General features: G+C 40.4%; 19 protein-coding genes. 13 read left to right on the forward strand and 6 right to left on the reverse strand.

The features are described from left to right. The first annotated feature begins 56 nt into the window (after positions 1 to 56). From AAGD16_RS05755 to ccoG, 9 genes are all read left to right on the forward strand, one after another. Entirely contained in the window at positions 57 to 1184 is a 1128-nt protein-coding gene (locus AAGD16_RS05755; RefSeq protein ID WP_013464604.1) for a M14-type cytosolic carboxypeptidase, read from the forward strand. Positions 1185 to 1558: 374 nt separating this feature from the next. Continuing rightward, positions 1559 to 3061, forward strand: coding sequence for an alanine/glycine:cation symporter family protein (locus AAGD16_RS05760; protein ID WP_377114196.1), 1503 nt, complete (start codon positions 1559 to 1561; stop codon positions 3059 to 3061). Between the two features lie 123 nt (positions 3062 to 3184). Continuing rightward, positions 3185 to 3511, forward strand: coding sequence for a hypothetical protein (locus AAGD16_RS05765; RefSeq protein ID WP_013464606.1), 327 nt, complete (start codon positions 3185 to 3187; stop codon positions 3509 to 3511). A 1-nt stretch (position 3512) separates the two neighbouring features. Further along, positions 3513 to 3794 (forward strand): YeaC family protein, encoded by a 282-nt coding sequence (locus AAGD16_RS05770; protein WP_013464607.1) that lies wholly within the window; start codon positions 3513 to 3515, stop codon positions 3792 to 3794. Next, the gene (locus AAGD16_RS05775; protein ID WP_377114200.1) at positions 3784 to 6468 is read left to right on the forward strand and encodes a DUF349 domain-containing protein; all 2685 of its coding nucleotides are present in this window, start codon (positions 3784 to 3786) and stop codon (positions 6466 to 6468) included. Before AAGD16_RS05770 ends, AAGD16_RS05775 begins: the two co-directional genes overlap by 11 nt. 99 nt (positions 6469 to 6567) lie before the next feature. Beyond that, positions 6568 to 7122 carry a DUF1439 domain-containing protein gene (locus AAGD16_RS05780; RefSeq protein WP_350655043.1) on the forward strand — a complete coding sequence of 185 codons (555 nt, stop codon included), beginning with the start codon at positions 6568 to 6570 and terminating at the stop codon, positions 7120 to 7122. 64 nt (positions 7123 to 7186) lie between these two features. Further along, the gene (locus AAGD16_RS05785) at positions 7187 to 8488 is read left to right on the forward strand and encodes an ABC1 kinase family protein (RefSeq protein WP_377114204.1); all 1302 of its coding nucleotides are present in this window, start codon (positions 7187 to 7189) and stop codon (positions 8486 to 8488) included. A gap of 55 nt (positions 8489 to 8543) precedes the next feature. Further along, positions 8544 to 9962 carry a sigma-54 interaction domain-containing protein gene (locus AAGD16_RS05790; protein ID WP_368485498.1) on the forward strand — a complete coding sequence of 473 codons (1419 nt, stop codon included), beginning with the start codon at positions 8544 to 8546 and terminating at the stop codon, positions 9960 to 9962. Positions 9963 to 10115: 153 nt separating this feature from the next. Beyond that, the gene (gene ccoG, locus AAGD16_RS05795) at positions 10116 to 11498 is read left to right on the forward strand and encodes a cytochrome c oxidase accessory protein CcoG (RefSeq protein ID WP_377114207.1); all 1383 of its coding nucleotides are present in this window, start codon (positions 10116 to 10118) and stop codon (positions 11496 to 11498) included. A gap of 44 nt (positions 11499 to 11542) precedes the next feature. Here the strand turns inward: ccoG and AAGD16_RS05800 are convergent, their stop codons facing one another. The 3 genes from AAGD16_RS05800 to AAGD16_RS05810 all read right to left on the reverse strand — a co-directional run bounded on the left by AAGD16_RS05800 (position 11543) and on the right by AAGD16_RS05810 (position 13566). Then, entirely contained in the window at positions 11543 to 11950 is a 408-nt protein-coding gene (locus AAGD16_RS05800) for a hypothetical protein (protein WP_024601174.1), read from the reverse strand. Positions 11951 to 12001: 51 nt separating this feature from the next. Further along, entirely contained in the window at positions 12002 to 12916 is a 915-nt protein-coding gene (locus AAGD16_RS05805; protein ID WP_036956142.1) for a M14 family metallocarboxypeptidase, read from the reverse strand. A gap of 122 nt (positions 12917 to 13038) precedes the next feature. Further along, the gene (locus tag AAGD16_RS05810; RefSeq protein WP_024601172.1) at positions 13039 to 13566 is read right to left on the reverse strand and encodes a helix-turn-helix transcriptional regulator; all 528 of its coding nucleotides are present in this window, start codon (positions 13564 to 13566) and stop codon (positions 13039 to 13041) included. A 183-nt stretch (positions 13567 to 13749) separates the two neighbouring features. Here AAGD16_RS05810 and AAGD16_RS05815 point away from each other — a divergent pair, with 183 nt between their 5' ends. The 4 genes from AAGD16_RS05815 to AAGD16_RS05830 all read left to right on the forward strand — a co-directional run bounded on the left by AAGD16_RS05815 (position 13750) and on the right by AAGD16_RS05830 (position 20569). Then, a complete protein-coding gene (locus AAGD16_RS05815) occupies positions 13750 to 14802 on the forward strand; it encodes a hypothetical protein (RefSeq protein WP_290191718.1) in 1053 nt (350 codons plus the stop codon). Beyond that, positions 14803 to 17877 (forward strand): efflux RND transporter permease subunit, encoded by a 3075-nt coding sequence (locus AAGD16_RS05820; protein ID WP_377114212.1) that lies wholly within the window; start codon positions 14803 to 14805, stop codon positions 17875 to 17877. Next, positions 17870 to 18175: a DUF3240 family protein gene (locus tag AAGD16_RS05825; protein ID WP_013464618.1), complete on the forward strand. Its 306-nt coding sequence runs from the start codon at positions 17870 to 17872 to the stop codon at positions 18173 to 18175. The genes AAGD16_RS05820 and AAGD16_RS05825 overlap by 8 nt, the downstream gene beginning before the upstream one ends. A gap of 120 nt (positions 18176 to 18295) precedes the next feature. Continuing rightward, entirely contained in the window at positions 18296 to 20569 is a 2274-nt protein-coding gene (locus AAGD16_RS05830; protein ID WP_016899758.1) for an EAL domain-containing protein, read from the forward strand. 117 nt (positions 20570 to 20686) lie between these two features. On the opposite strand, the gene iadA is transcribed toward AAGD16_RS05830, so the two are convergent. The 3 genes from iadA to AAGD16_RS05845 all read right to left on the reverse strand — a co-directional run bounded on the left by iadA (position 20687) and on the right by AAGD16_RS05845 (position 26338). Then, entirely contained in the window at positions 20687 to 21853 is a 1167-nt protein-coding gene (gene iadA, locus AAGD16_RS05835; RefSeq protein WP_013464620.1) for a beta-aspartyl-peptidase, read from the reverse strand. Positions 21854 to 21865: 12 nt separating this feature from the next. Then, positions 21866 to 23269 (reverse strand): putative basic amino acid antiporter YfcC, encoded by a 1404-nt coding sequence (yfcC, locus tag AAGD16_RS05840; RefSeq protein WP_377114217.1) that lies wholly within the window; start codon positions 23267 to 23269, stop codon positions 21866 to 21868. Between the two features lie 141 nt (positions 23270 to 23410). Then, positions 23411 to 26338 (reverse strand): TonB-dependent receptor domain-containing protein, encoded by a 2928-nt coding sequence (locus AAGD16_RS05845; protein WP_377114220.1) that lies wholly within the window; start codon positions 26336 to 26338, stop codon positions 23411 to 23413. Positions 26339 to 26476: the final 138 nt, after the last annotated feature.

The following is a 26476-nucleotide window of genomic DNA, read 5'->3' on the forward strand; positions in this document are numbered from 1 at the left end:
CCTCTTGGCTAAATGCCTTAGTCAAAGACACACAGTTAACTAATAGGTTTGTTGTAATGAAAATCAGTAGCAATTTCGACAGTGGTAATATTAAAGTTATTGAAGCCACCGATCCGTTAAATATTCAGCTAGAAATTAATAAAGATCATCAGTCTGAGTTTTATCAGTGGTTTCACTTTCGTCTTGAGACAACGCCTTATCAACTTCATCAGTTAAATATTAATAATCTTGATAAGTCTGCATACCCTGATGGTTGGGTAGACTACCAAGCTGTCGCTTCATACGACCGTCAAACATGGTTCCGTGTACCGTCTTCGTATGAAAATGGCACATTAACATTTGAGCTTGAGCCTGAGTGCAGCAGCGTTTACTTCGCCTACTTTGCACCTTACAGCTACGATCGTCATTTAGACTTATTAGCATGGGCGCAAAGCCAAGAAATTTGCCAACTAGAAACACTAGGTCAAACGCTTGATGGGCGTGACATGAGCGTGCTTAAAATTGGTCAGCCAAGCGCCGATAAAAAAGTAATTTGGATCACTGCTCGTCAACACCCAGGTGAAACAATGGCAGAGTGGTTTGTAGAAGGCTTAGTACACAAGCTACTTGATGATGAAGACCCTCATGCAGCAGCGTTACTATCAAAAGCGGTATTTTATATCGTGCCAAACATGAATCCAGATGGCAGTGCACGTGGTCACTTACGTACTAATGCTAAAGGGGTTAATTTAAACCGTGAATGGCAAACACCCAGCATGGAAAACAGCCCAGAAGTTTACTTAGTGCTTAATAAAATGCGCGAAGCCGGCTTAGACATGCACCTAGACATTCATGGTGATGAAGCCATTCCATATAATTTTGTTGCCGGTAGCGAAGGTATACCAAGCTATGATGCACGCCTAAAAGGCCTAGAAGATAGCTTTAAAGCCGCGCTTTTAACTATTACTCCAGAGTTTCAAGATACGCATGGCTACGATAAAGACGAACCAGGTCAAGCTAATTTAACAGTAGGTTCATCAGCGACAGCAGAAGAATTTAAAGCACTAACTTACACAGTTGAAATGCCATTTAAAGATAATAATGACTTACCCGATCCAGATTATGGTTGGTCAGATCGTCGTTCATATCAATTTGGACAAGATACTTTAGCAGCCATTGTTAATGTTGTAGACAACTTAAGATAAAACGTTTGTTTCAAAGGGTATCAATAATATTGATACCCTTTTTACTTTTAGCTAAACCAACCGTACCAAAAAATAAGAATCATTTACCCACCACAGCACTAAAACGTTTCAATACACCTTCTCGACAGATTTAATACCATATAGTCTAAATCAATTTGCACTTAGTTAAACGTTGCTCTGGAAGACTTAATATAAATCAACAATAAGTTGTTTTGAAAATTAACTGTTAACAAGGTTGGGCACTTAAGTTAATATCGATTGAACAATAAGAAAAACGGAAAAGATTAACCCCTTATTTCGTAAAGCTTATGACAGGTATTCTGAGTAGCAGAGTATGGTAATTAATAATAATAAATATAACTGTGAGGATGTTCATGGAAGCTTTTGTAAGCGCCGTTAATGATGTTGTTTGGAGTAATGCACTCATCTATTTATGCCTAGGCGCAGGCTTATTTTACTCCGTACTAACTCGATTTGCTCAAGTTAGACATTTTAAAGAAATGTGTAAGCTATTATTTAGCCCTAACACCTCAGAAAAAGGAATTTCATCTTTTCAAGCTCTTGCTGTCTCATTATCTGGGCGGGTAGGGGTTGGTAATATTGCCGGTGTGGCAGCCGCAATTGGTTTTGGTGGCCCTGGCGCTATTTTCTGGATGTGGGTTGTTGCTTTTTTAGGTGCAAGTACTGCATACGCGGAGTCAACATTAGGTCAAATTTATAAATTAGAAGAAGACGGCCAATACCGCGGTGGTCCAGCCTATTATTTTGATCGTTGTTTAGGGCAAAAGTGGCTGGCTGTATTATTTGCTGTGTCGGCAATTATAGCCTGTGGGGTTTTCCTGCCGGGCGTGCAAGCAAATGCGGTGGGCAACGCATTCACTCAAGTATTTGGCGATGGCACTATGGTGTCTACAACTTTTGGTGACGTAGGTAGTTTTAAACTGGTTGCGTTGGCCATTATTCTAATCGTTTTAGCGTTTATTATCTTTGGTGGTATAAAGCGCATTGCTAATTTTACGCAAATTGTAGTGCCATTTATGGCGCTTGGTTACATCGTGCTGGCCTTAATTATCGTATTTTTAAATATAGACAAAGTACCAGGCATTTTCTCGCTCATTATTGGTGATGCATTTACAGCCCAAGCAGGCTTTGGCGCTGCAATTGGCTGGGGTGTTAAGCGTGGTATCTATTCTAATGAAGCCGGTCAAGGTACAGGTCCTCATGCTGCGGCTGCGGCAGAAGTTGATCACCCTGCACAGCAAGGTTTAGTGCAAGCTTTTTCTGTTTATGTTGATACACTTTTTGTATGTACAGCAACGGCATTAATGATTTTAATGACGCAGCAATACAATGTAGTCGGTACTTTGCCAGAAGGGCAATTCATTATACAAAATGTGGATGCGGCAACTGAAGTGGGGTCAGCAGCATTTACCCAAATGGCGTTGTTTAGTGTATTTGGTAGCTTTGGCGAAGCGTTTGTAGGTATCGCTTTATTCTTCTTTGCTTTTACCACCATACTGGCTTATTACTTCATTGCTGAGACGAATATCGCGTACTTAAATCGCTATTTTAAAGGAAGTATTCCGCTTGTAGTGGTAAAACTTATGATTATGTTTATGGTAGCCTACGGCATGGTTAACAGTTCCGGTTATATTTGGACTATTGGCGACATAGGCGTTGGCTTAATGGCGTGGATCAACATATTGGGTATATTAGCCATTTTCTTTGTCGCTAAACCGGCCTTAACATGTTTGAGTGATTATGAAGACCAGAAGAAAAAAGGTGGCCAAATCACATTTGATCCCGTTAAGTTAGGGATTAAAAACGCCACCTTCTGGGAAAAACGTCTTGAAAAGCAATCTAAAGACGCTGAATAAACAGATCCCAATAACCTAATATCATCTATTGGGTTAAATTCAAAAAAGACAAAGAGCAATAAAACAAGTACAATGAAAAGCGCCGAAAGGCGCTTTTTTTATGCGTAGTATGGAGAGAGATGTATGGCGATTATTCGTTGCCCCAAATGTGCAAAATCAATTTCAGATAAACATTCGCAGTGTCCACATTGCCAAAGTAACGTTGCTGAATTAAATGCCGAGCAAGTTCAACAACTTCAACGTGAGCAGCGAATTAAAAAGCAGCAAATGTTTATGAACCACTCCTTTTTAGCGCTGATCTTATTTTTAGGTGGCTTCTTTTGTTTGTACTTCCTACAACCTCAAGAAAAAACACTTCAGTGGTATGCGTATACCTCGGCCATTGGCATTGGCTGTATTTGGTACCTTATTAACCGTATTATTTTAGTGACTCTGAAAAAGAAAAAATGACATGAATATTGACAACCTAGTACAGAATATTACTCCAGAATTATTTGAGCGCTTACAGTATGGCGCGGCAACGGGAAAGTGGCCAGATGGCACGCCTTTATCAGATGAGCAAAAGCAACAAACAGTGCAACTAGTGATGTTGTACCAAGCAAAAGTAGCACAATCAAACGAGCAGTTTACCATTGGTGCAAATGGAGAAATGATCCAAAAAACCAAAGCGCAACTACAAAAAGAATTCAAATCAGATAACGAAATAGCTAGGTTCAGTGAAAATGATCTTTAAACACCTTTTTACACCAAAATGGAAACACCCAAAGCAACAAGTTCGTTTAGATGCGATTGAAAAACTTGATGTGGCACGTGACGTAACAATTTTAAGCACCTTAGCCCTTGAAGACTCATCGGCTGAAATTCGTCGTAAAGCACTGCAAAAAGTAAACGACTTACCACTGTGGTGGAAAGCTTACAAACAAGATCAGGCATTGAAAGATGTTGCTGAACAACAAATCTCATCGGCTGTATTAAACAGTGAAAGTAGCTTGTCGGCGCAGATTAAAAATGAGTACATTGAACGCTTTGCACCGGTTAAAACCCTTGAAAAACTAGCATTTGCTGAAAAAGAACTGCAAGTGAGAGTTAAGCTATTAAAACGCCTAGCTAACCCTAAACTGATTGAAAAAGCCTTTAAAGAAGCAAACGAAGAGCTGCAAAAACAGTTAGTTGATTTAGTCATTACTCAGCAGTTAACTAAAGCACTGTTAAAGCATGCTCAAGGTGAAGCCAAAGTTGCGCTAGAAAGTCATCTTGAAAACGAGCGTTTAGCGCTTGAAATGCCATCGCAAGTTGAAAACGCAACCCGTGTTATTTTAGCCAAGCTTAATGCATTGCGTGATAAAAATGACTACGCTATTGTTGACCCACAAGCTGCAGAACTCATGGCGCAGTGGCAAGCTCTTGAATTAAAATGGCTAAGTGAAGAACATGTAAAAACTCTTGATGCTAAATATATATCAATTACCGATAAGCTTGATGCTCACATTGCCACATTAAAAGCGCAACATGAAATAGAGCAGCAACGTTTAGCGCAGCAACAGCGCCAAGTGTTAGCATTAGCAACGTTAGAAGCGCTGAGTGAAGAAATTGAAAATGCATTGCAACTTGGATTAGAAACCCCAGAGCAAATTCAGCAAGATTGGCTTAATGCAAAAGTAGCACAAGCAAAAGACACACTAGATAAAACGCAATTGATGGCTGATCAGCAATCAAAACAAGTGATTAATAAGCTTGAGCAACTATTTTTACAAGTAGCCAAGTTACCTGAGCTAACTACGGCGATTAAAGAATATAAAATTGCTTACAGTGCGCTGTGCGAAATAAAACCCGCCGAGCAGCTCAGTGATTACGATCAACAACTAAGTGCCTTTAATCACACATTTAAAGAGGCACGCAGCCATTTAGATGTACTTAGCAATGATTTACAAGCGTCATTTAAAACCCAACTTAATGCGCATAAAAAGCAATTTTTAGCTGCAATGAGCGAACTCACTAAGCCGCTTGAAAAAACGCAAAGCCAAGCTAAACGCAAGGCACGTGATGTAAAACGTTTAATTGAAGAAGGGCGCTTTAACGTTGCATTTGGTGTATTTAAAGGCTTCGAAGAGTTATTTAACGAATTGACCGAAAAATATCAACAACCGTTGGTTAATTTAAAAGCAGACCTAGAAGCGCAATTAGCCGATGCTAAAGATTGGCAAAAATATGCGGCCGCACCAAAACGTGCAGCACTTTTAGAAGAAGTAACAGCGTTAGTTGATGAGCCGTGTAACGATCCACAACAGCGCGCTGATCAAGTTAAAGTACTTCGCAAGCGTTGGAACGAGCTAGGACGCCTTGATACAGAGCAAGAGAAACAACAGGGCAACGAGTTTGATGAAAAAATTGAGCTTTTATTTGCCCCTTGTCGCAGCTACTTCGCTGAGCAAGAAGTGCAACGTGAAGCAGCAAAAGCAGAGCGCGAGCAATTGATTGCTGATATGCATGCACTGCATTTACAAGCAACTGATACGGCTGATTTAGATTGGAAACAACTAGAAAGCAACTATAACCGTTTGCAAAAAGCATGGCGAAGTGTGGGTAAAGTTGATCCGAAAACATACCGCGTGTTGAACGAGCGTTATAAGGCAGAGCAGCAACAGGTTGTAGCGTCACTTAACGCGTTTCATAAAGGCAATGCCGCACTTAAAAATGAGCTCGTTGAGCAAGCACAGCAATTATCACAAAGCGATAATTTAGCAGACGCTTGCCAACAGCTAAAGCAGTTACAGCAACAGTGGCAAACCATAGGGTTTGCAGGCTTAAAAGCTGAAAATGCATTGTGGCAAAAATTCCGTCAGTTTAATGATGCAACTTTCACTAAACGAAGCGAAGAGTTTGAACAGCAAAAGCGCGAACAAAGCGAGTCAGATAAGCTGGCAACAACTGAGCTGAATGAGCTTGAAGCAGCATTAAATAGTGTAGAAGGTAAAGCCCAATTACTTGACTTGCAAACCAAAGTTAAAGGGTATACACAGTTTAAATCGTTAACCCCTAAAGTGTCTGCTTTGTTATCAGCCATAGATGAAAAACTGACAGGCTTAGCGGCTAAAAATGAGCAAGCTAATTTAGATGCTTTATTTGTTGCACTTGAGAACAACGAGCCAGTCCCGAGTCAATTTAATGGTGCAGTTAAAACAGCATTGAGCTGTGAGCAGCTGTTAACGCGTATGGAAATACTTGCGAGCGTAAGTTCGCAAAACTCATCGCAAAGAATGGTAGAGCAAGTAGCCATGCTTGATGATAAGCACCGTGGCGAACACGCTGATTTAAATTATTATTTAAAGCAGTTATTAGCACTCAGCGAGGGTTCAGTCACAGCTGACACACTAGCAAGGTTGAAAGTTATTTTTGCTGTAAATTAAGCGCAATCACTTTTATCAACTAAAATGAAAAAGCCGCTATTAAAGCGGCTTTTTATTATGGTTACTTACTGCCTATACGATTAACCAATAGGGTTTTGCATGAAAATTTTTGTTTTTATTTCACTACTATTTTTAACTGCCTGTAACAGTACGCAGGGTATTTCGGTTTATTCATTTACAAATTCAGAGGTTGAGTCGTTACTAAATAAAGAGTTACCTAAATTAAGTGAAAAAGTTAGCCTGATGGGCTTACCTGTGCAGTTTGATGTGAATGATTTAAGCGTTAATATTGGCCCAGATAATAGTGATTATGTTTTATTAGGTGCAGATTCTAGCGCCGAGATTAATGCTTTTGCATTAAAGTACCCAGTGCGCTTAAAGCTGCAAATACAGGGCACTCCTTTTTATGACAGCGAGAAAAAAGCGGTATTTTTACGTAATGTTAAGTTACTCGACTCAAGCATTGATGCCGGTGGCTTTAAAGGTAATTTAGAAGTGCTGGATAACGAGGCCATGGATGTAATGAATGCTTTTTTAGCCGTTAACCCCGTTTATAAGTTAAATATGAAGGATCCTAAAATGGCATTATTAAGTAATTTACCTTTAGATTTAAAAGTAGTAGAAGGCGCTATTAAGCTAGTCCCTCGGTTATAATTTAGATCCAATAGGTGTAATAAAACGTATTAGTTGACCTTATTATTAATAGATTAGGTTAATTATGGCTAATGAGCGATTCGTTCCCACATCTCGACTTTCACGTTTTGCAAAGTTAGGCTCATTAGCCACTGGCGTCGCCACGAATATGTTAGTGGGCGGGGCTAAAAGTGCGCTTTCTGGTAAAGGCTGGGATAATAAAAGCTTATTGCTTCAGCCTAAAAATATTGAAAACCTAGCCACTCAGCTATCGCATCTTCGCGGTGCGGCAATGAAGCTTGGGCAGCTGCTTTCAATGGATGCTGGCGACTTACTAACCCCCGAACTTGCTCAATTGCTGTCTTTACTGCGCTCAGATGCCAACCCGATGCCACATAAGCAACTGGTTAGTGTTTTAAAAGAGCAGTGGGGAGAGGATTGGTTATCGCGTTTTTCTCATATTGAGCTCAGGCCGTTTGCGGCGGCGTCCATTGGCCAGGTTCATTTAGCTTATAAAGAAAATGGCGCGCAGCTGGCAGTTAAAATTCAATATCCTGGAATTGCAAAAAGTGTGGTGAGTGACGTAGATAACGTGATCACTTTACTTACCCTATCGCGGTTATTACCTAAAGAGCTGGATATTAAACCCTTAGTGGCAGAAGCCAAGGCACAGCTATTAGCAGAGGCCGACTACACTCGAGAAGCTGAGTATTTAGCACGTTACAAAAATCTGTTAGCAGATAACGCGCATTTCAAAGTCCCTAGCGTGTATCTTCAGCACAGTACTGCGCAAGTGCTAACCATGGAGTATGTAGATGCCAAGCCTATAGAGGGCATTACATATTTACCACAATCAGAGCGAAGCCGAGTTGCTGAACAACTGATTGATTTATTTTTTAAAGAAATGTTTGTCTTTAATTTAATCCAAACCGACCCTAACTTTGCAAATTTTCATTACCAACCTGAATCACAAAAAATAGTATTATTTGACTTTGGTGCCACACGAGAAATTACCCCAGCACTAAGTAATGCCTATCTAGCTTTATTTAAAGCTGGTAGTAATAACGATCGTGAGGGGGTGCTCAATGCCGCCACCGATATTGGCTATTTTAAAGATTCGCTCAAAGACAATTACAAAGAAAAAGTGATTGATTTATTTTTAATGGCCTGCGAGCCACTGCGCTATAACGGCGAGTTTGATTTTAAAAATAGCGCGCTTGCTAGCAATATTAAAGATGCAGGCTTGCAGTTAAGCGCACAGTCGCAGCAATGGCATACGCCTCCTGTTGATGCGTTGTTTATTCACCGTAAGCTAGCTGGCTTGTATTTAATTGCAGCACGGCTAGAAGCAAAAATAGATATTAAGGCATTATTTAGCCATTACTAGGTGCTAAAGCAGGAGAGAATTGGCATAATACTCGCGATATTTCGCGAGGTCTGCAATGATAAAAAACTTTTTAAACGATCCTACTTTATTACTTAATGCGGTAGGTGAGGGCATATATGGATTTGATTTATCTGGTAATGCGGTATTTGTAAACCCAGCCGCAGAGCGAATGACGGGTTGGACAGCCGATGAATTGCTGGGTAAAAAAATACATCAATATCATCATCACAGTCATGCAGATGGCACGCCTTACCCTGCCGATGAATGCCAAATTTACTGCACCATGTTTGATGGTAAACGCCGCGAGGTTAAAAACGAAGTATTTTGGCGTAAAGATGGCAGCGCCTTTGCTGTTGAATATACCTCCACGCCTGTTTATAAAAATAGCCAGCTTATTGGTGCCGTGGCCGTTTTTCGCGATATATCAGCGCAGCAGCGAACCCAAACCGCGCTCCAAGATGCTTTAGCGCAAGTAAAGCATTTAAGCGAGCAGCTCAAAGATGAAAACGACTACCTTACTGCCGAGCTAAATCAAGATTGGCAAGACTCAGGGCTAGTAGGGCGCAGTGATGTATTTCAACGTATGTTGCAGCAAATACAGTTAGTGAGCGAAACCGACAGTACGGTGTTGATACTTGGCGAAAACGGTACTGGCAAAGAGCTGGTGGCGCGTAACTTACATAGATTAAGCAAGCGCAATGAGCAGGCGTTTATAAAAGTTAATTGTGCGGCGTTTACCCCTAGCTTATTAGAATCAGAGTTGTTTGGACACGAACGAGGCTCGTTTACCGGCGCAAATGAGCGACGTAAAGGGCGTTTTGAACTTGCTGATAAGGGCACTCTATTTTTAGACGAAGTGGCAGAGCTGCCGTTAGAGTCACAAAGTAAATTATTACGAGTATTACAAGAGCGCGAATTTGAGCGAGTAGGGGGCAGCCAAACCCTAAAAGTTGATATTCGTATCATTGCTGCAACCAATCGTAACTTGTGGGAAATGGTACAAAAAGGCCAATTTAGAATGGATTTATACTACCGTTTAAACGTGTTTCCTATCAAAGTACCAGCACTAAAAGAGCGAAAAGAAGATATACCTTTTTTATGTCAAAACTTAATTGTTCAAATAAACAAGCGGCTAGGTAAGCAATTACAGGGGTTAAGTAACAAAGCTATCAGGCAACTACAGGCCTATGACTGGCCAGGCAATATCAGAGAGCTGCAAAACGTGTTAGAGAGAGAAGCTATTTTATCTACACAGCCCACACTGCAGTTAAGTCAGCCGCTAAAAGCCGGTGATGCGAATGCTGTTAACCCAACGCTTACACTGGATGAGGCGCAAAGGCAGCATATTATCTCCGTACTGATGTTATGTAACTGGAAAATTGCAGGCGAACAAGGCGCGGCAAATAAGTTGGGCTTACCTGAGAGTACGCTTCGCTCAAAAATGCGAAAATTAGCAGTGCATCGTACTCGTTAACTCGCGATATATCGTGCATGTCGTTAAATGTCGCGAATTTTCGCTTGGGTAGTATATGTAAAATCAATTAATATCAATAAGTTAAATTAACTTTCACTGTGGTCTGAAAGTTGCAAAATCGTACTTAATACCCGTCACTATTAAGTAAGTAACATGAAGTTTGATATTAAAGAAGAAGACATGATCATTAAGCCCTACAAAGAAGAAGGGCCGATTTATATACGCGAGCAAAAAGGGTTTTTTCAGCGTATACGCCGTAATTTAGGTTGGCTGCTAATGCTCAGCTTTATCGCCATTCCTTGGATTCAATATAACGGTCAGCAAGCGGTTTTATTGGATGTGGCCACCCAAAAGTTTACTATTTTTGGCCTAACCTTATTACCTCAAGACTTTATGATTCTCGCCATGCTATTTATGGTGGGGGCGTTTGCCTTATTTTTTGTGACCAATTGGCTTGGCCGTGTGTGGTGCGGCTATACTTGCCCGCAAACAATTTGGATGTTGATGTTCTCTTGGGTGGAACAACGTATTGAGGGAACGCGTAACCAGCGTATTAAGCTTGATAAAAGCCCATGGGATATTACCAAGTGGCGTAAAAAAATCACTAAGCACAGTGCATGGCTGGTTATTTCACTCTTAACTGCCACTTCTTTTTTAGCGTATTTTATTCCAGCTAAAACCTTATACTTAGAAATGGTTAATTTTGAATGGTCTGGAATTACCAGTTTTTGGGTGTTTTTATTTGCGTTTTGTACCTATGGCAACGCAGGTTTCTTACGAGAAAAAATGTGCACAGTGGCGTGTCCGTATTCGCGCTTTCAATCGGTAATGTTTGATAAAGACACGCTGGTGGTAACCTACGATAGCGAACGAGGTGAAAACCGCGGCCCACGTAAACGCAAAGCCGATCCTAAAGCGCTTAATTTAGGTGACTGTGTAGACTGTAACTTATGTGTTGAAGTATGTCCTGCTGGGATTGATATTCGCAATGGACTGCAATATGAATGTATTAACTGTGGCTTATGTATTGATGCCTGTGACGATACCATGGATAAGTTTGGCTACGGAAAAGGCTTAATTAAATACGCCAGTGAAAAGCAAATGGCGGGGCAAAAAACTAATCCATTTAGGCTCAAGTTAGTGGGCTATGGCGCTTTAACTACGCTGTTAATTATTTCTATGTTTGCTTGGATGCTACAACGTACGCCTATCGAAGCCTCTGTGCTTAGAGACAGAAATGCACTGTATCGGGTAAATTATGAAGGGTTAGTAGAAAACCCTTATACACTCACCATCATTAACAAAACGCAGCAACCTCTGCATTATTCTATTTCAATTAGTGGGTTAGAAGGTGCGAGCTTGCAAAGTCCTAACGCTGTGTTGGTAGAGCCAGGGTTGATGAAAAGTGTTCCTGTAACGGTTACTGCCGATGGATATGATATACCCACGAAGGTGAGTAAGCTGCAGTTTAAAATTACCGCACAAGAGGACAATAGCATTTCAATTACTAAAGAGAGTCAGTTTTATAAAAACTAGCCCATTCGGTTTTTCGTTGACTATACCTCGGTCGTGTAATTAATTTACTCGGCTGAGGTAAGCTGACTTTTTATAAATGCCTTAGCGCTTGGCAAGTCATCAAATAAGCAATCTTGTAAATGAGCGTCACGTCCTGAGCTGTGCATAATACGTTGTAGTTGCCTTATGGCTATGGGAGAGGTGAGTATAAAGGCACTCATTATGCAATTATTTATCCCCATTGTTTGGCTAACATCGATCATATTTTTTTCAGCGTCAGGGGTGGCGGCCACAACGTCGGGCGAGTGGCTAATATAGCCCCAAGGTTGATGTTTAAACGTTGCAATGGTGTCTAACAGAGCGGCTTTAAAGTGATTTAATAACTCAGGGTTTAAGTTGCCTTTAAATTGCGCAATAACAATATTACCCTCAACATAAAAACTGTAACTGCCGTAATTATTTTTAAATTCCAATAACCGCTCCTTTGTCTGCACCTTACTATGTGCTGATGAATACCATAACTATTACTTATTAATAATGTAGTCCAACGCACCCGAAATTGCCGCAACTTGCGCTAATATGCACTCTTCAGGGTTGGCCGTTGCACTATCTGGGTAAACTTCCGTGGTTGTAACGTAGGTTGCATCAGATAACCCCATGCATAAACCTAACTCTTTTGCTGCATAGTTTATTACCCCAAATTGTTCTTGAGGTACACCAATTAATTGTTTATTTTCATCGCTTGGAGCGATGTGTGTGACCTTTTCAACACATTCAATAATAGCTTTTTGAAAAGCAGGCTCTGGTTTGTTGCTGTCAGCGACTAAATAAAAACCGTCTGGTATATTCCAATTAGTATTTATTTTACCTTCGCGCGCTGCAAGTGCAGGGCGAAATTCACTGTTATCTGAATCAGTGGTTTCATGCAAATCGATATGCGCGATTAAATCAGTATTTAAAGATTGCACATAATTCATTACCAATGCAGATTCTTGCGCTGGGCTGCCTTCATAAAAAGAACGGTTTGGATCAATTGCCTCTGGGTTCCAGCGGTTTATTGTTTCATAACCCCATGGGCTAATGCAGGGAGTAATCACTAGATTAAATTTCTCTGCGTATTGAGTTGCCAATGTTTTTGCAAACCTTAACGCACCGTGTACTCCGCTGGTTTCGTAGCCATGTACGCCGCCAGTAATTAGCACTGTGTGTTTATTTTTATCAAAGTGTTGGGTTTTTAATGCAAACAAAGGGTAACTGTTTTGAGCATAATTAAGTTCACCATATTGATCTACAACAAGCGTATCTTTTAGCTCATTAATTAGCGTTAATACTTCATCGTTATAACTACGTTTAATTTTCTGGGCTTCAAGCCATTGGAGTTTATGATTGTTATTCCACTTTTCACCAGGGTTGCCAATAGGGTAGGTACTGTTATTCATATTAAACCTTTACGTTGAATTATCTCTGCGGGCTATAGAGCACATAGACCATAATGACGAAAATAAAGCGTTAGCTTAACGCTGACTAAAATAGCGCGCAAGTATATGCGATAGTCACTGCATTAGTTAATGGCTGAGCTTGAATGCGGATAGTGCCTTTGTTGCATAAAGTCTTCTAAAAACCATGCAGCAAATTCATGTCGGCCTTCTACATCGGCTTTACTGTAAATATCGGACGCTTGTTGACGAACGGTTTTTTCTTTTGTGTTTCTTAGTGCGCTTATTTCTTTAAAGCTTAAGCCTTTAAGTAACAACATCGCGACTTCTTGCTCACTGCGGGTCAATGTCCACTGTGAAAATTGGGTTTGAATAACACCACTGTATTCATGACGCGCATCCATCATTGCCTGTGATATGTTTTTAAGTTCTTTTTTTGAATGCACTAATTCTTGTTTCAGCGCATTAATATTGGCAGTACGCGCACGAATATCGCTAATTAAGTAAATAGCACAGGCTGCAGAAATGACAACGATTAAGCCCTCAGAAAAAATATGCCACTGCGGCACGCCTAAATGTATATCCGTTAGTACATCAAAAAAGTTTAGCACCATTATTATTAACAAGGTGGCTGCTATTAACTTGTCTCTCATTAAAACCTCTATTATCAATGCTTTATAAATACAATGGACAAATGTACCATAGCGTAATTTTCGCTATTTTTGGGTACGTTAAGGCGTTTGCCTGATGATTTAACCGTCTAAAAAAGTCATGGTTGATTCTATAAAATTAATCAAATGTGAACAAACGAAATGCTGTTAAATTTTACAAAAAAAATGCGTCATTTTTTGCGTATTCAATATACGTTATTTTTCTTCTTTACGGTGACTTTATTAACATTTAATCCTGTGTTTGCTTCGCAAAATTTAGCACCTGTAGGGCTTTCTTCACTCAGTGGTTTTGATGTTGAATTTGCGCCGATTCAAAAAACAGAGTTTATTAACGGGCAAAGTTTAATTGGTGAAGTTAATTTCAAACCTGGGGTCAATTATACGGTGCTGTTTGCGTTTGATGTACAGCAGGTTCGTTACTTATACCCTAACGGCAGCATGGTTGAAAAGGGCGCCACTATTGCAAGCGTTGAGGGCAGTGATGTACACCATTTTTTAGATGCCTATCAATCAGCAAAAGACATGCTCGCTATTGCTAAAAGCCATTACGACATAAACCAACAACACTTAAAAAACAAAATAATAAGAAGTTCTGAATGGGTTGAAATCACAAAAAGCTATTTTGAAGCCAAGCTAAATTTTGAACATATGCAACATCAAATGGCATTTTTAAACATTGATGATAATGAAAACGTGACCTTAGTGAGTCCAAAAACGGGCATTTTAAAACTCACTAATGAGTCGGGAAACCGTGTGATGGGTGACACCGCGTTTGATATTATCGATGCAAGTAGTATTCGCGTTAAGATTAAAGTTCCTCTTAGTTTTACCAACACGTTAGCGCATTTCAAGCTGTCACAAAGTTGCAGCTTAAATATTGAGAGCTATGACAGTATTGCAGATAAATACCATCAAATAGTGTGGGCGTCGCCAAGCTCAAATGAGTGCCAGCTGACACTGGGGCAAACTATCAAAGTCACACCGGTAAATAAATTAACGGGCTTTAAAATAGCAAAGTCAGCGGTGTTTGAATTTGAAGATGTTAATTACATTGCTTTAAAGTCTGGCGATAACCTTGAGTTACTGCCGATTGAGCTCAAGGGTACACAAGGCAAAGACTATGTATTTACTGCTAACAAAAACCTAGATGATCAGCAGGTACTAATAAGCTCGGTAAGTGCGCTACAGGGTATGTTGCTTCACTTAGGGAGAGAGTAAATGTTAAACCAGCTTATTAAGTTTTCACTTACTCAGCGTTTGTTTGTTAGTATTTTTGTTATTGTTGCTATGGCCATTGGTGCTAAATCTTGGTTAAGTATTCCGGTGGATGCTTTTCCAGAAATATCACCCACCCAAGTTAAAATAGTTTACAAATTACCCGGCATGAACGCCCTTGAAATAGAATCGCAAGTAACACGGGTGATTGAAACCGAATTACTGGGTATTCCGTCACAGCAAATGCTGCGCTCTACCACTAAGTATTCTATTACCGATATTACCATTGACTTTGAAGAGGGCACCGACATTTATTGGGCCCGTCAGCAAGTTAATGAGCGTTTATTAAATATTTTGCCCACCTTGCCCAGTAATATTAGTGGCGGCATGGCGCCAATGAGCACGCCTTTGAGCGAGGTGTTCATGTTTACTATAGAAAGTACTCACTTATCGTTGATTGAAAAAAGAGAGCTTTTAGATTGGCAAATTCGTCCATTACTGCGCACTGTAACCGGCGTTGCAGATGTAAATAGCCTTGGCGGCTTTTCAAAAACCTATGAAATACTTCCCAATACTTTATTGATGCAACAGCATCAAGTCAGCTTTGATGAAATGAAGTTGGCAATCACGCAAACGAATCAAAACGGTGGCATAGGGCGCTTAGAAAAAGGCAACGACACCTTAATTCTGCGCACTGAGGGCAAATACACCGATATAACCGCCATTGAAAATACCGTGATTAAGTCCACTCAAAATAAGGTTATTCGGTTAAGTGATATTGCCACAGTACATGTTGGCAGTTTAACCCGTTATGGCGCAGTCACTAAAAACAGTGAAGAGGCGGTACAAGGGCTTATAATTGCGCTTAAAAATAGTAATACAGCGCAAGTTGTTGCAGATGTAAAAGATAAACTTCGCACTATTGAAGCGTCATTACCGCAAGGCACAAAAATTAATGTGTTTTACGACCGTTCTAACTTAATAAATACCGCAATTAGCACCATTACCAGCGCATTAGGCCAAGCGATTATTTTAGTGATAGTGCTACTTGCCTTGTTTTTAGGTGATATTCGCTCTTCATTGGTGGTGTCTTTGTCTTTACCTATGTCGGCATTGCTGACATTTATAATGATGAAGCAGTTTGATTTATCGGCTAATTTAATGAGTTTAGGCGGCTTAGTGATTGCCATTGGTATGCTGGTGGACTCATCGGTAGTTATTGTTGAAAATATAGTGAATCGGTTGGCTAACAATCAGCACCTCCCTCGGCTGCATGTTATTTATCGCGCCTGTAAAGAAGTCGCGGCGCCAGTGTTCTCAGGCACAATTATTATAATTATCGTGTTTTCACCGCTATTAATGTTAACAGGGTTAGAAGGCAAGCTATTTACCCCAGTGGCGCTCACTATCGTGTTTGCCATGCTAAGTGCGCTGTTGTTGTCGTTAACGGTTATTCCAATTTTAGCCTCATTGTTATTAAAAAATGAACCCGTAACCCAGCCTAAAATGGTCACATTATTACAAGGTTTTTATACTAAAACACTTGCCCAAGCAATTAAAAAGCCGGTGGCTATTAGTGTTATATCGGTCGCTGTTTTAGTGCTCAGTGGGGTGTTATTTCAGGGGCTTGGTAAAAGCTTTATGCCCGTTTTAGATGAAGGCGACATTATTGTGCAACTGGAAAAATCGCCGAGTATTTCCTTGCAAGCCTCGTTGGATATCGATAAACAAATTGAAGATACACTGTTAAAAAACACCCCAGAAATCGTACAAATTGTTGCCCGTACCGGCTCCGATGAACTCGGGCTTGATCCTATGGGGTTAAACGAAACCGATGTGTTTATGGAATTAGCGCCAAAAGATACGTGGCGTTTTGACTCCAAAGCGCGGCTAATCGAGGATATTCGACAAACACTTACGCAATTTCCAGGGGTAAATATTGGCTTTACTCAACCAATACAAATGCGGGTATCAGAAATGCTCACCGGTGGCACCGGTGATATTTCGATTAAAGTATTCGGTAATGACATTGCGACACTTTCCTCATTAGCTGAAAAAATCACGGCACTTGCCACTAATATTGACGGTGCAAGTGATGTGCAAATGGCGCTTATCGAAGGGGGGAAATACGTAAATATTAAACTTATTCCTGAGGTTGCTAGTCAGTTTGGTTTAACCACCGAAGGATTAAGCGATTATTTAAAGTCGCAATTAGAAGGCTTACAGGTATCGGCACTGCAAGAAGGAAACCGCGTGATCCCAATTGTGTTTAATGCACAAAAAGGCGAAAGCGCAGCACACTTTGAGTTGTCGTCAATGAGCGCATTAAAGCAAAAGCTAATTTTAATGCCCGACAACAGCCTACTACCACTTGAAGAGGTGGCTAATATTAGCTTTAAAACGGGGCCATTGTTAATAGAGCGAGAAAAAGCAAAGCGCTTTGCTTCTGTAAGCGTTAATGTGGATAACCGCGATGTGGTTAGTTATGTAAATGAACTGGAAGCTAAAATTAATAGCAGCATAAAGTTACCCAGTGGTTTTACCTTGTCGTTTGGTGGCGAATTTGAAAGCCAGCAACGTGCAACACAAAACTTGCTGGTGCTTATTCCTGTGGCATTAATACTGATTTTCATTATTTTATTTACCACGTTTAAATCCTTATCTAAATCAACGCTGATAATTGCTAATATTCCGTTTGCATTAATGGGGGGAGTGATTGCCCTATTTATTAGTAATGAATACCTCTCGGTGCCTGCATCGGTTGGTTTTGTTGCTTTACTTGGCGTAGCGGTACTCAATGGTATTGTGATGATCAGCTACTTTGAGCAAATGAAAATGTTTTCTGCCAATGTAACGCAGCGCATTTTAGATGGCGCAAGCAGACGCCTTCGCCCAGTGTTAATGACAGCCACAACCGCCATGTTTGGTTTACTGCCACTGGTATTTGCCACCGGCCCTGGCGCTGAGATTCAAAAGCCATTGGCGATTGTGGTTATTGGCGGGTTAATTACCTCAACAATTACAACACTTTATTTATTACCTATCTTTTATGGTTGGTTGGAGAAAAAACATGGCTGAACAGTTACTTTTTACCCTAAATGTACCCACAAACATAAAAGATGACGTGGTTGATATATTAATTGGCATAGACTGCATTACCGGCTTTAACTTAAAAAACATTGAAGGCTACAGTAAAGAGCACAGTGAATTTGACATTGCCGAGCAAGTAGAAGGGCATCGCAGCTTTTATCAGTTTGAGGTGCATATATTATTACCTGAACTTGCCATAGTAAAAACGGCGTTAAGCCCTGTTTGTAAGTACACGCCGTTAAAATATTGGGTTACGCCTATAGTTGAAAGCGGGCATATTGTTTAGCTTTTTGTATTAGGTTTATTTTATAAGCTACTTCAATTGGATTGATATTTGAGCTTATTTAATTGATCTTAACAACTTATCAATGTTTAATGAGGCGATATGTCTTAACTGATTTTTATTATGCACTTTCTCAATAAGTACTTCTTACTTAACGATCATCATACTGCCCATGATGAAGTCGCACACTGGCGGGTGAGTGCACTACGGATAATTTTAACGCTCGTTACTTTGCTCTGTTTTTTGGTCGTTTGTTATACATACACCCGCGCAATTGAATTTAACCTAATTTATATTGCAGTTATTACTATTAGTTTTTTCACTATTGCTTTTAGTCTTTTATTAGCAAGTAAGCGATTTTACACATTTAGTGCAAATGCACTTCTATTAACTATCGTTGCCGGTAGTTTATCAATGAATTTATTTTTAACTGACTTAGAGCTTGCCAAGGTGGGTTCTATGTTTATGTATTCATGTCCCATCATTGCTCTTATGCTACTCGGTTACAGAACGGCTTTGGCCTACGGTATTTTAAACATCATACCTTTTTACATGATTATTAATAATGTTGATTTATCCGGCTATTCAGGAATAGCAAGCCAATTACCAGAAGCTGACTTATATATTACAGGCCTAATATTTTTATTTTTTAATATTTGTATCCCACTTGCCACTGCGCGAACAATTGTTGCTGCCAAACGTTTAAACAAAACCATGTTAAATGCTAATAGCTTCCTTAAAGATAAAAACGAGCTTTATCGCACCTTATTTACTGAATCTAATAAAGCTAAAATTATTGTCGACGAAAATTTAGTAATTACAGATTTAAATCAACATGCTATTGAAATGTTTGGATTAAAAAACAGCTTGAAAGAAAAGGCTGTCAGAATTGATGGGTTATTCCCTGCACTTAATAGCAAAGAGTTAAATATAAAAAATCAAATCATAGAATATAAGAGTCGCTACTATAAGAGTAATTATCAGCAAATAGCAATGAGTACAAATTATCGAGTGTATGACTTTTATGATTGCACGCAAGAGCAGTTAATTAAACAAAACTTGTCTATGATGGAGCAAGAGAACAAACGTCTAAGGTTTAGAGACTCGCAAACGAAATTGCCTAATCGAGAGTGGTTTGAAATGCAATGCGATAGGTTAACGTCTAAATACCAAAAAGGGTTTTATATTGTCGTTACACAAAGCGCAAATAGTGAATATTTAAATTTAAAACTTAACAAAGCTGACTCGCAATCATTGCTAATTACTGCTTATAAGCGCTTAAAAGCAATGTCAGAGGGGCCTTTGCTTTGTGCGTCTATAGAAGGTGGCAAACTTGGCTTTATTATTGGTTCAAGCTCAAGTGAACAGCAAAACAAGTTATTAATACAAATTAAAAGCACCTTAGATCAAGCTTATGATGTGTTTGGTACTAATTACCAACAATCATTTTTATTTGGTTTTGCTAAGTGTCCTGAGCATGGTGAAAATAGTGCGATTGTTCTTAGTAATGCGTGTGAGGCGCTCAAACTCGCAGACTATAACTCGCCATTTAATGGTTACAATCAAAAACAATCACAGGCCTTTATGGAAAAGTATGAAATTTCCATGTTACTTGATGAAGCTTTGCAACAAAATGATCTGTCAGTACATTATCAACCTAAAGTGAATGCAAAAGGTGAATGTATAGGGCTTGAAGCATTAGCTCGTTGGCATAGCTCTGTACTTGGCAGTGTATCGCCCGCTGTATTTATTCCTATTGCAGAAGAGTATAGAATGATTAGCCGATTAACGGACTTAATTATTCAAAAAGTCTGCGCTCAAATTGCCCAATGGAGTAAAGTTGGTTTGCCACTTTTACCCGTAGCAATAAACATATCTTTACTCGATTTTAGCCAAGCTGATTTTATGTCAAAGTTGGTAAAATATTTGGCGGATTTTAATGTAAAACCGAATCAAATAGAATTAGAGCTTACTGAAACGTCACTTGAGGCTAACCAAGTTCACTCTCTAAAACTTATGCAAACTCTGCAAGATTGGGGGTTCACTATTACAGTGGATGATTTTGGTGTTGGATACTCGAATATTGCACGACTTGCTGATTATCCCATTGATAAACTTAAATTGGATCGCTCTTTAATAAGTAAGGTTACAAGCTCTACACGCCAAAAAAGCTTAGTTAAAGCCGTGCATGTGATGTGTGATGAACTTAATATTAAGTGTGTAGCCGAGGGAGTAGAAACCGAAGAACAGGTCCTAATAATGTCCGAAATGGGATGTAAAGAGTTTCAAGGCTATTACTTTTCTAAACCTATGAGTGCTCAGGTTTATGCTGAATATATAAATCAAAATGGTCTGCTTTTTACGACAAAAAACTTAGCTACGGCGAAAAGTAGCTGAATTTAACAACTAGGTTCTAGTGACCTTGTTGGATTGATATTTGTTTAAACTAGGGTAAAAAACTCTTTGGTGTTAAATGCTGCTGAAATATCTCAGCAGCATTTTAGCTGTACTAGCTTATTCAAACACTCCTTTTATAACTGCATGGGTGTTTTGCACCATTAATGTGCCGTTAGCCCATACATACTCAGGGGTTAGGGTCTCTTTATCGAGAAGGACAACATCCGCGTCGCTCGCTGCTTTAAGACGGCCTTTATCAACTCCTAAAATATCGGCAGGATTACTGGTTATGCTCATTAAAGCGTGCTCAATAGGGACGTTATATTCTTTGACTGCTTGCTGAAACGAGGTTAATAAAGATGCCTCTTTGCCCACCTCAAGCCCTAATAAATTAAAGTCTTTATCAAAAATAGGTAAACTGGCATGGCCATCTGAGCTCATAGTGAGTTGATTTGGTGCTACGCCTTGTTCTAAGCAGTAGGCAAGGGCATGGGCTGCTGCATATTCACCATGGGCTAAATCATAGTCGGTTGTGCTGGTGGTAAAGTCGATAGTACCGCCCTGATCACAAAAGTGAATACCGGCATCAAGAAGTGCTTTATTGCGGTTCATATGCGTAGGATAAAACTGTTTAAGCTTAATATCACTTTGCTCAGCCACCTGATGTAAAATAGTTAAATGGCTATCAACAGGGCCAACATGAATACTCACAGTGCCTTTTTTACCACTGAGCATACCGGCTACTTTGGCCTCTGCTGCCAATTCTGCTAATTGCTGTACCGTAGGTTGGCTACTACGATGATCAGAAATCGCCACTTCGCCAACACCTATAAACTCCTCTATATACATGATGTCGTCAGTAATTGAGTGGGTGAGTGTTTTCGCGGGTAAATGATACGAACCGGTATGGCAAAATACATTCAGCCCTTGCTCTTTTAGGCCTTTTGCTTTGGCAACCAAGTTGGTCAGTGTACGTGAGCTTGAATCGGTACCCAGTGCGGCCACCACCGTGGTGGTGCCCGATAAGGTTGCATCGGTTAGGTTCATTTCAGGGGTGCGGCTGGCAAATCCAGCCTCGCCACCGCCACCGGTAATATGCACTAAAGAATCAACAAACCCCGGCGCAACCAGCTTATTTTTACCGGCAATCCGTTTGACGAGTACACTGCTGTCGAGGGTTATATTTTCGTCAATAGCAATGATTTTACCACCGCCAATTAAAACATCTTGTGTGCCTAGGAAGGTAGGTGCATAAACGGTTGCACCTTGAATTAAAGTTAACATAACAAATTCTTTTTATTGATAATTAATAAAGTAAGCAAGAAATATAAAGCCGCTTGCTAATACAAAAAGTGCTAGGGCAAAGCGCCAAATAAACGCAGCCCATTCTCCCCAATCTAATTTCACTACCCCTAAACAACCAATTAAACTAGCTGAGGTGGGAATTAAAATGTTGGTTAATCCATCGCCTAATTGAAAGGCCAATACCACAATTTGCCTTGATACATTGAGCAAATCGCCAAGTGGAGACATCAGTGGCATAGTGATGGCAGCTTGCCCTGAACCCGATGAAACAAAAAAGTTAAATACACTTTGAAACACCAGCATTCCCCAAGCTGCAATGTAATCTGGCACACTGGCTATGCTGCTTGCACAGTAATAAAGCAGGATGTTGAGGGTTGAGGGAGTGGTTAAATCACTACCCCCTAATAGTAATACAATGCCTTTAGCCAATGCGACCAATAACGCCGCTGGCAATAATTCTTGTGCACCGTGTTTAAACGCATCCGCGCACTCATTCGCGGTTAGCTTTTTAAACACGATGGCAATTATTGCACTGATAAGGCCAATGCAAAAAAACTGTGCAGCAAGCTCAGGAATATAATATTGGCGCGCCATCACCCCCCATACAACCCAAGCTATGCCCAATACAAACACTAATAATGTGAGTGCATCGGCTAGGCTAAGTTTAATCGTTGGCTGATCACCCGTTTTTTGGGGTTGTGTTTTTATCCGTTTTGCATAGCGTATAGTAAACACAAGGCCTACAAGGGTAAAACAAGCCCATGCTAACATACGAAAGCCCGCACCTGAAAACACTGGGATTTCAGCTATCGATTGCGCTATAGCAATGCTAAAAGGGTTCATCCATGAGGTGGCAAAGCCTATTTGCGTGGCCACATAAGTTGTAAGTACAGTGACTTTAGCGTCGTAGCCAAGTTGTTGCATAATAGGGAGCAGCACAATACAAAAGGCAATAGCCTCTTCGCCCATACCAAATACCGCGCCGCCTAACGAAAATAGTAAAAACAGTAAGGGAATAAACAGCCATTCAACCCGCTGGGTCTTATTAATAAGTGCCATAATACCGTTATTAATCGCACCGGTTTTCATAATAATGCCAAAGGCACCGCCAGTGATTAAAATAAACGCCATTACGCCAATCGCTGCACCATATTTATCACCCGACACGAGGCCTTCAAACAATACATTAGCTAAACCAATCTCGCCACCTTGTGCAAAAACAGGTGGTGATTGTTGGTCGTTAACGGCTTGATATTGTGAAAGCTGCACAGTATGGCTGTCAGGCTCTGCATTAAATACCCCAGGGGTAATAAATACCGTGGCCATATAGGCAATCACTGCCACGCAAAGCAAAATGATGCTTGCATCGGGCATAGAAAATTGTTTTTGTTTCATAATTTCACTTTAATAAAAGGTCATTGTGTTGATGCGTAAATAAACGCTTAAACGTACTTTAGCACTTAATAGGCAGTGTCACTGTAGCCATGACCTGTAATAAAAGGAATGCCGCAAAGCGTTTGCTTTGCGGCTAAGCGGTTAAAAACGGTAGCTAATACTTAATTTGTAATTAGCACCTAGGGCATTATGGTTGATTGAATCAAAGCCACGGCTTGAACCATAAAGTGTGGGTGGCTCTTTATCAAAAATATTATTGATGCGCGCGCGCAAAGTCAGCGATTTATTAACATAGTAACCCGCTGATAAATCCCAAACGAGCCAGTCATCAACCTGATGCTCACCTTTTGAGTCTAATACGCCAAGTGAATCTAGCTCATCAATTTCACGGCTACGCAGGCCTTCTATATCATCTTCGTAGCTGCTGGTGTAGTTTGCACCTAAGTTAAGGTAGTAACTTTGCGCTTCCCAATCTATTGACATACGCGCAATATTTTCAGGGTAGCGATAAGTTCCCACCAGCTTCTCTAACGAGTCAGACCCCGGTTTATTACGTTCAAACTCAAGGTAATGAGTGCCGTCAAAGGCAAAGGTCAAATCGCCGCTTGGTAATACAAACCTATGGTCAAACTTAAAGTCTATGCCAGCTAATGTTTGTGTACCAGTGTTTTCAAGTGGGATTGCATGATCGCGAAACAACGGTAAAAATAGCTCGTCATCACGTGGGTTAAATTCATCTATATAACTGCTTAAAATCTCAGTTAAATTAGCGCCGTCTTGCTCTATGTTTAAACCACTGTTGTCGGTGACATCACATAATGCTTCATCGTACGATATGCCTTGCTCGCCCGGTGGTACAATGCCACAGTGACGAAGTGATGCATCGGTTATGGCGCGATCTAACACAGCGGTCATGTTGGTATCGATTACTTCTTCATGATCAAACTGCCAATAATCAATGGTTAAATTAGTATTAGCCGAGGGACTCCATGCAAAACCAACACTAATAGCCTCAGATTCTTCTGCATTTAGGTTTGGGTTACCTAACTCTAACGAATTAACACTCACTTGGGTGCCATCACCCATACAGTATAAATCGGCTACAGCTTGGTTTGCACCACAGTCAAAAGTAGATTGTGTGGTTCTTAATTTAACGCCAGCCTGTGTTAATGATGGTGCTCTAAACGAGGTTGACCATGAACCACGAACAACTAACGAATCAGTTGGGCGATAGCTCAAACCTATTTTAGGATTAAAGGTGCCACCAAAATCATCGTAATGATCGTATCGACCTGCTGCTTGCAGCTCTATTTGCTCTGTGAGTGAAATACTTAATTCAGCAAACGCTGCATATTGAGTGCGATCGGCTTCTGATAAACTAGAGCCAAAGCCAAATACATCAACAAGGTAGTCTTTATCTGCTTGAGCTTGTGAATCAAGCGAAGGAATGTCGCTTAGCTCTTCACGGCGTGCTTCTACCCCAAATGAGGCATAGGCAGGTAGGTCATTAAAGGTAAATAGCTCACCATTAAAATTAGCATCCCAGCCGTAAACTGTACTTTCTCCGCTGCGTGTTGGGCGAGCTTGCGCTGTTGCTAAAACGGCATCATTAGCGGCGTCGCCTTGAAGGAAAGGGTTGTAAAAAGGCAGCAGTTCTCCCGATGCACAGTTTAAGTCAGAACCGTCAAAACTTGCCAGCGTACCGTCTGAACATAGCTCGCCGGTGATCGCGCCATGGAACTGGTAACGATTATAAACCCCTGCAATCGCCTCCTGCTCTGAACGTGAGCGAGAAAAGGTTACCCCAGATTCCCAAGCCCAGTCACCAATTTCACCACTTAGACTGCTTACCAAGCGAAAGTTTTTCGTTTCTACTTCCACCGTTCTTGGGGCATTAAAGCGCGCATCAAATGCAAAACCATACACTTCTCGACCACTTTGGGTATCAAATGGGTCAATGTAGAGTTGATCTAATAAATCATTACTACCATCGGCATTATCGTAAATAAATAAGGCGTCTTCTAAAACATACGGGCCGTCGTCGTCATTAATTTGGTTAATAGGTGAGGGCGATGAATACGCTTTTGCTTTGGTTTGACTGTAAAAAAAGTCAGTATGCCATTGCATACCACCAAGCTCACTATTAAACATAAAGCCGGTTGAAATGCTTTCAAATGGCGTTTCTAGGTAATCATCTTGATTAGGGTAGTAAGCACAAATTTGTTCATCAAGTTCAGTAGTAACTAATTCGGTTTTGCAGTTTGGTGATGGAAGTTCGTTACCATCTCGGCTGCTGAAATAATAAATATTAGGTGAGTTCTCCAGCTTAGGTAAATAGGAGTAACCATTCACTAAAGAGGGAGAGGCCGTGTAATTACGATCGGTCGCTTTAAAAGCGTTACGGTCATATATATCAGCAAATACCGTTAAATTACTTTCGCCTATTTTTGTACCATAAACTAAGTTTAATTGTTTTTTACTTTCGTCATGCTGATCAAAGCTATCGGCAAACGAAGTATTAATTTCAGCGCCTTCAAAATCATCTTTTAAAATATAGTTAATAACACCTGCTACAGCATCGGCACCATAAACGGCTGATGCGCCTGTGGCTAAAATATCAATGCGCTCAATGGCAGCGAGTGGAATAGAGTTTACATCTACAAAGTTTTCAGTACCTGCAGCAAATGAACTAGGCGCAACTCGGCGGCCATTTATTAATGTCAGCGTTGCTGATGGCCCCATGCCTCTTAAGCTCGCAGCTGATTGACCCGCTGGTGTTGAGGTAGACGTACCGCCACTTTCAGAGGTTGAAAATGTGCCGCTTCCGCCCTTAAAAACAGATAAATCTTTGAGTAATTCATGAATGGTATTAGCGCCAGAGCGTTTGATTGCATCTTGGTCTAGTACGGTTAATGGGATAGTTCCTTCAAGATCAACGCCTTTTAAGCGAGATCCTGTTACTTCTACTCGTTCAATGTTGATGTCGGTGTTGGTTTCTTGTGCATGTGCAAAAGTGATCGGGTTCAGTAATGCGCTTACTGTGGCCGCAATTGTTAGTTGACGAAACATCTTAAATACCTTTTGTCTTTTTAAGCGCACAAAAACATACAAACAGATCTGTGGCTTTTAATTGTTATATTTTTAGACAGGGCAGTGGTGAAATGACACGCTAAGCCCCTCACTGTGAAAAAGTGAGGTGGTGGGCTA

This window comes from Pseudoalteromonas sp. M58 (genome assembly GCF_042604605.1).
Classification (GTDB): domain Bacteria; phylum Pseudomonadota; class Gammaproteobacteria; order Enterobacterales; family Alteromonadaceae; genus Pseudoalteromonas; species Pseudoalteromonas tetraodonis.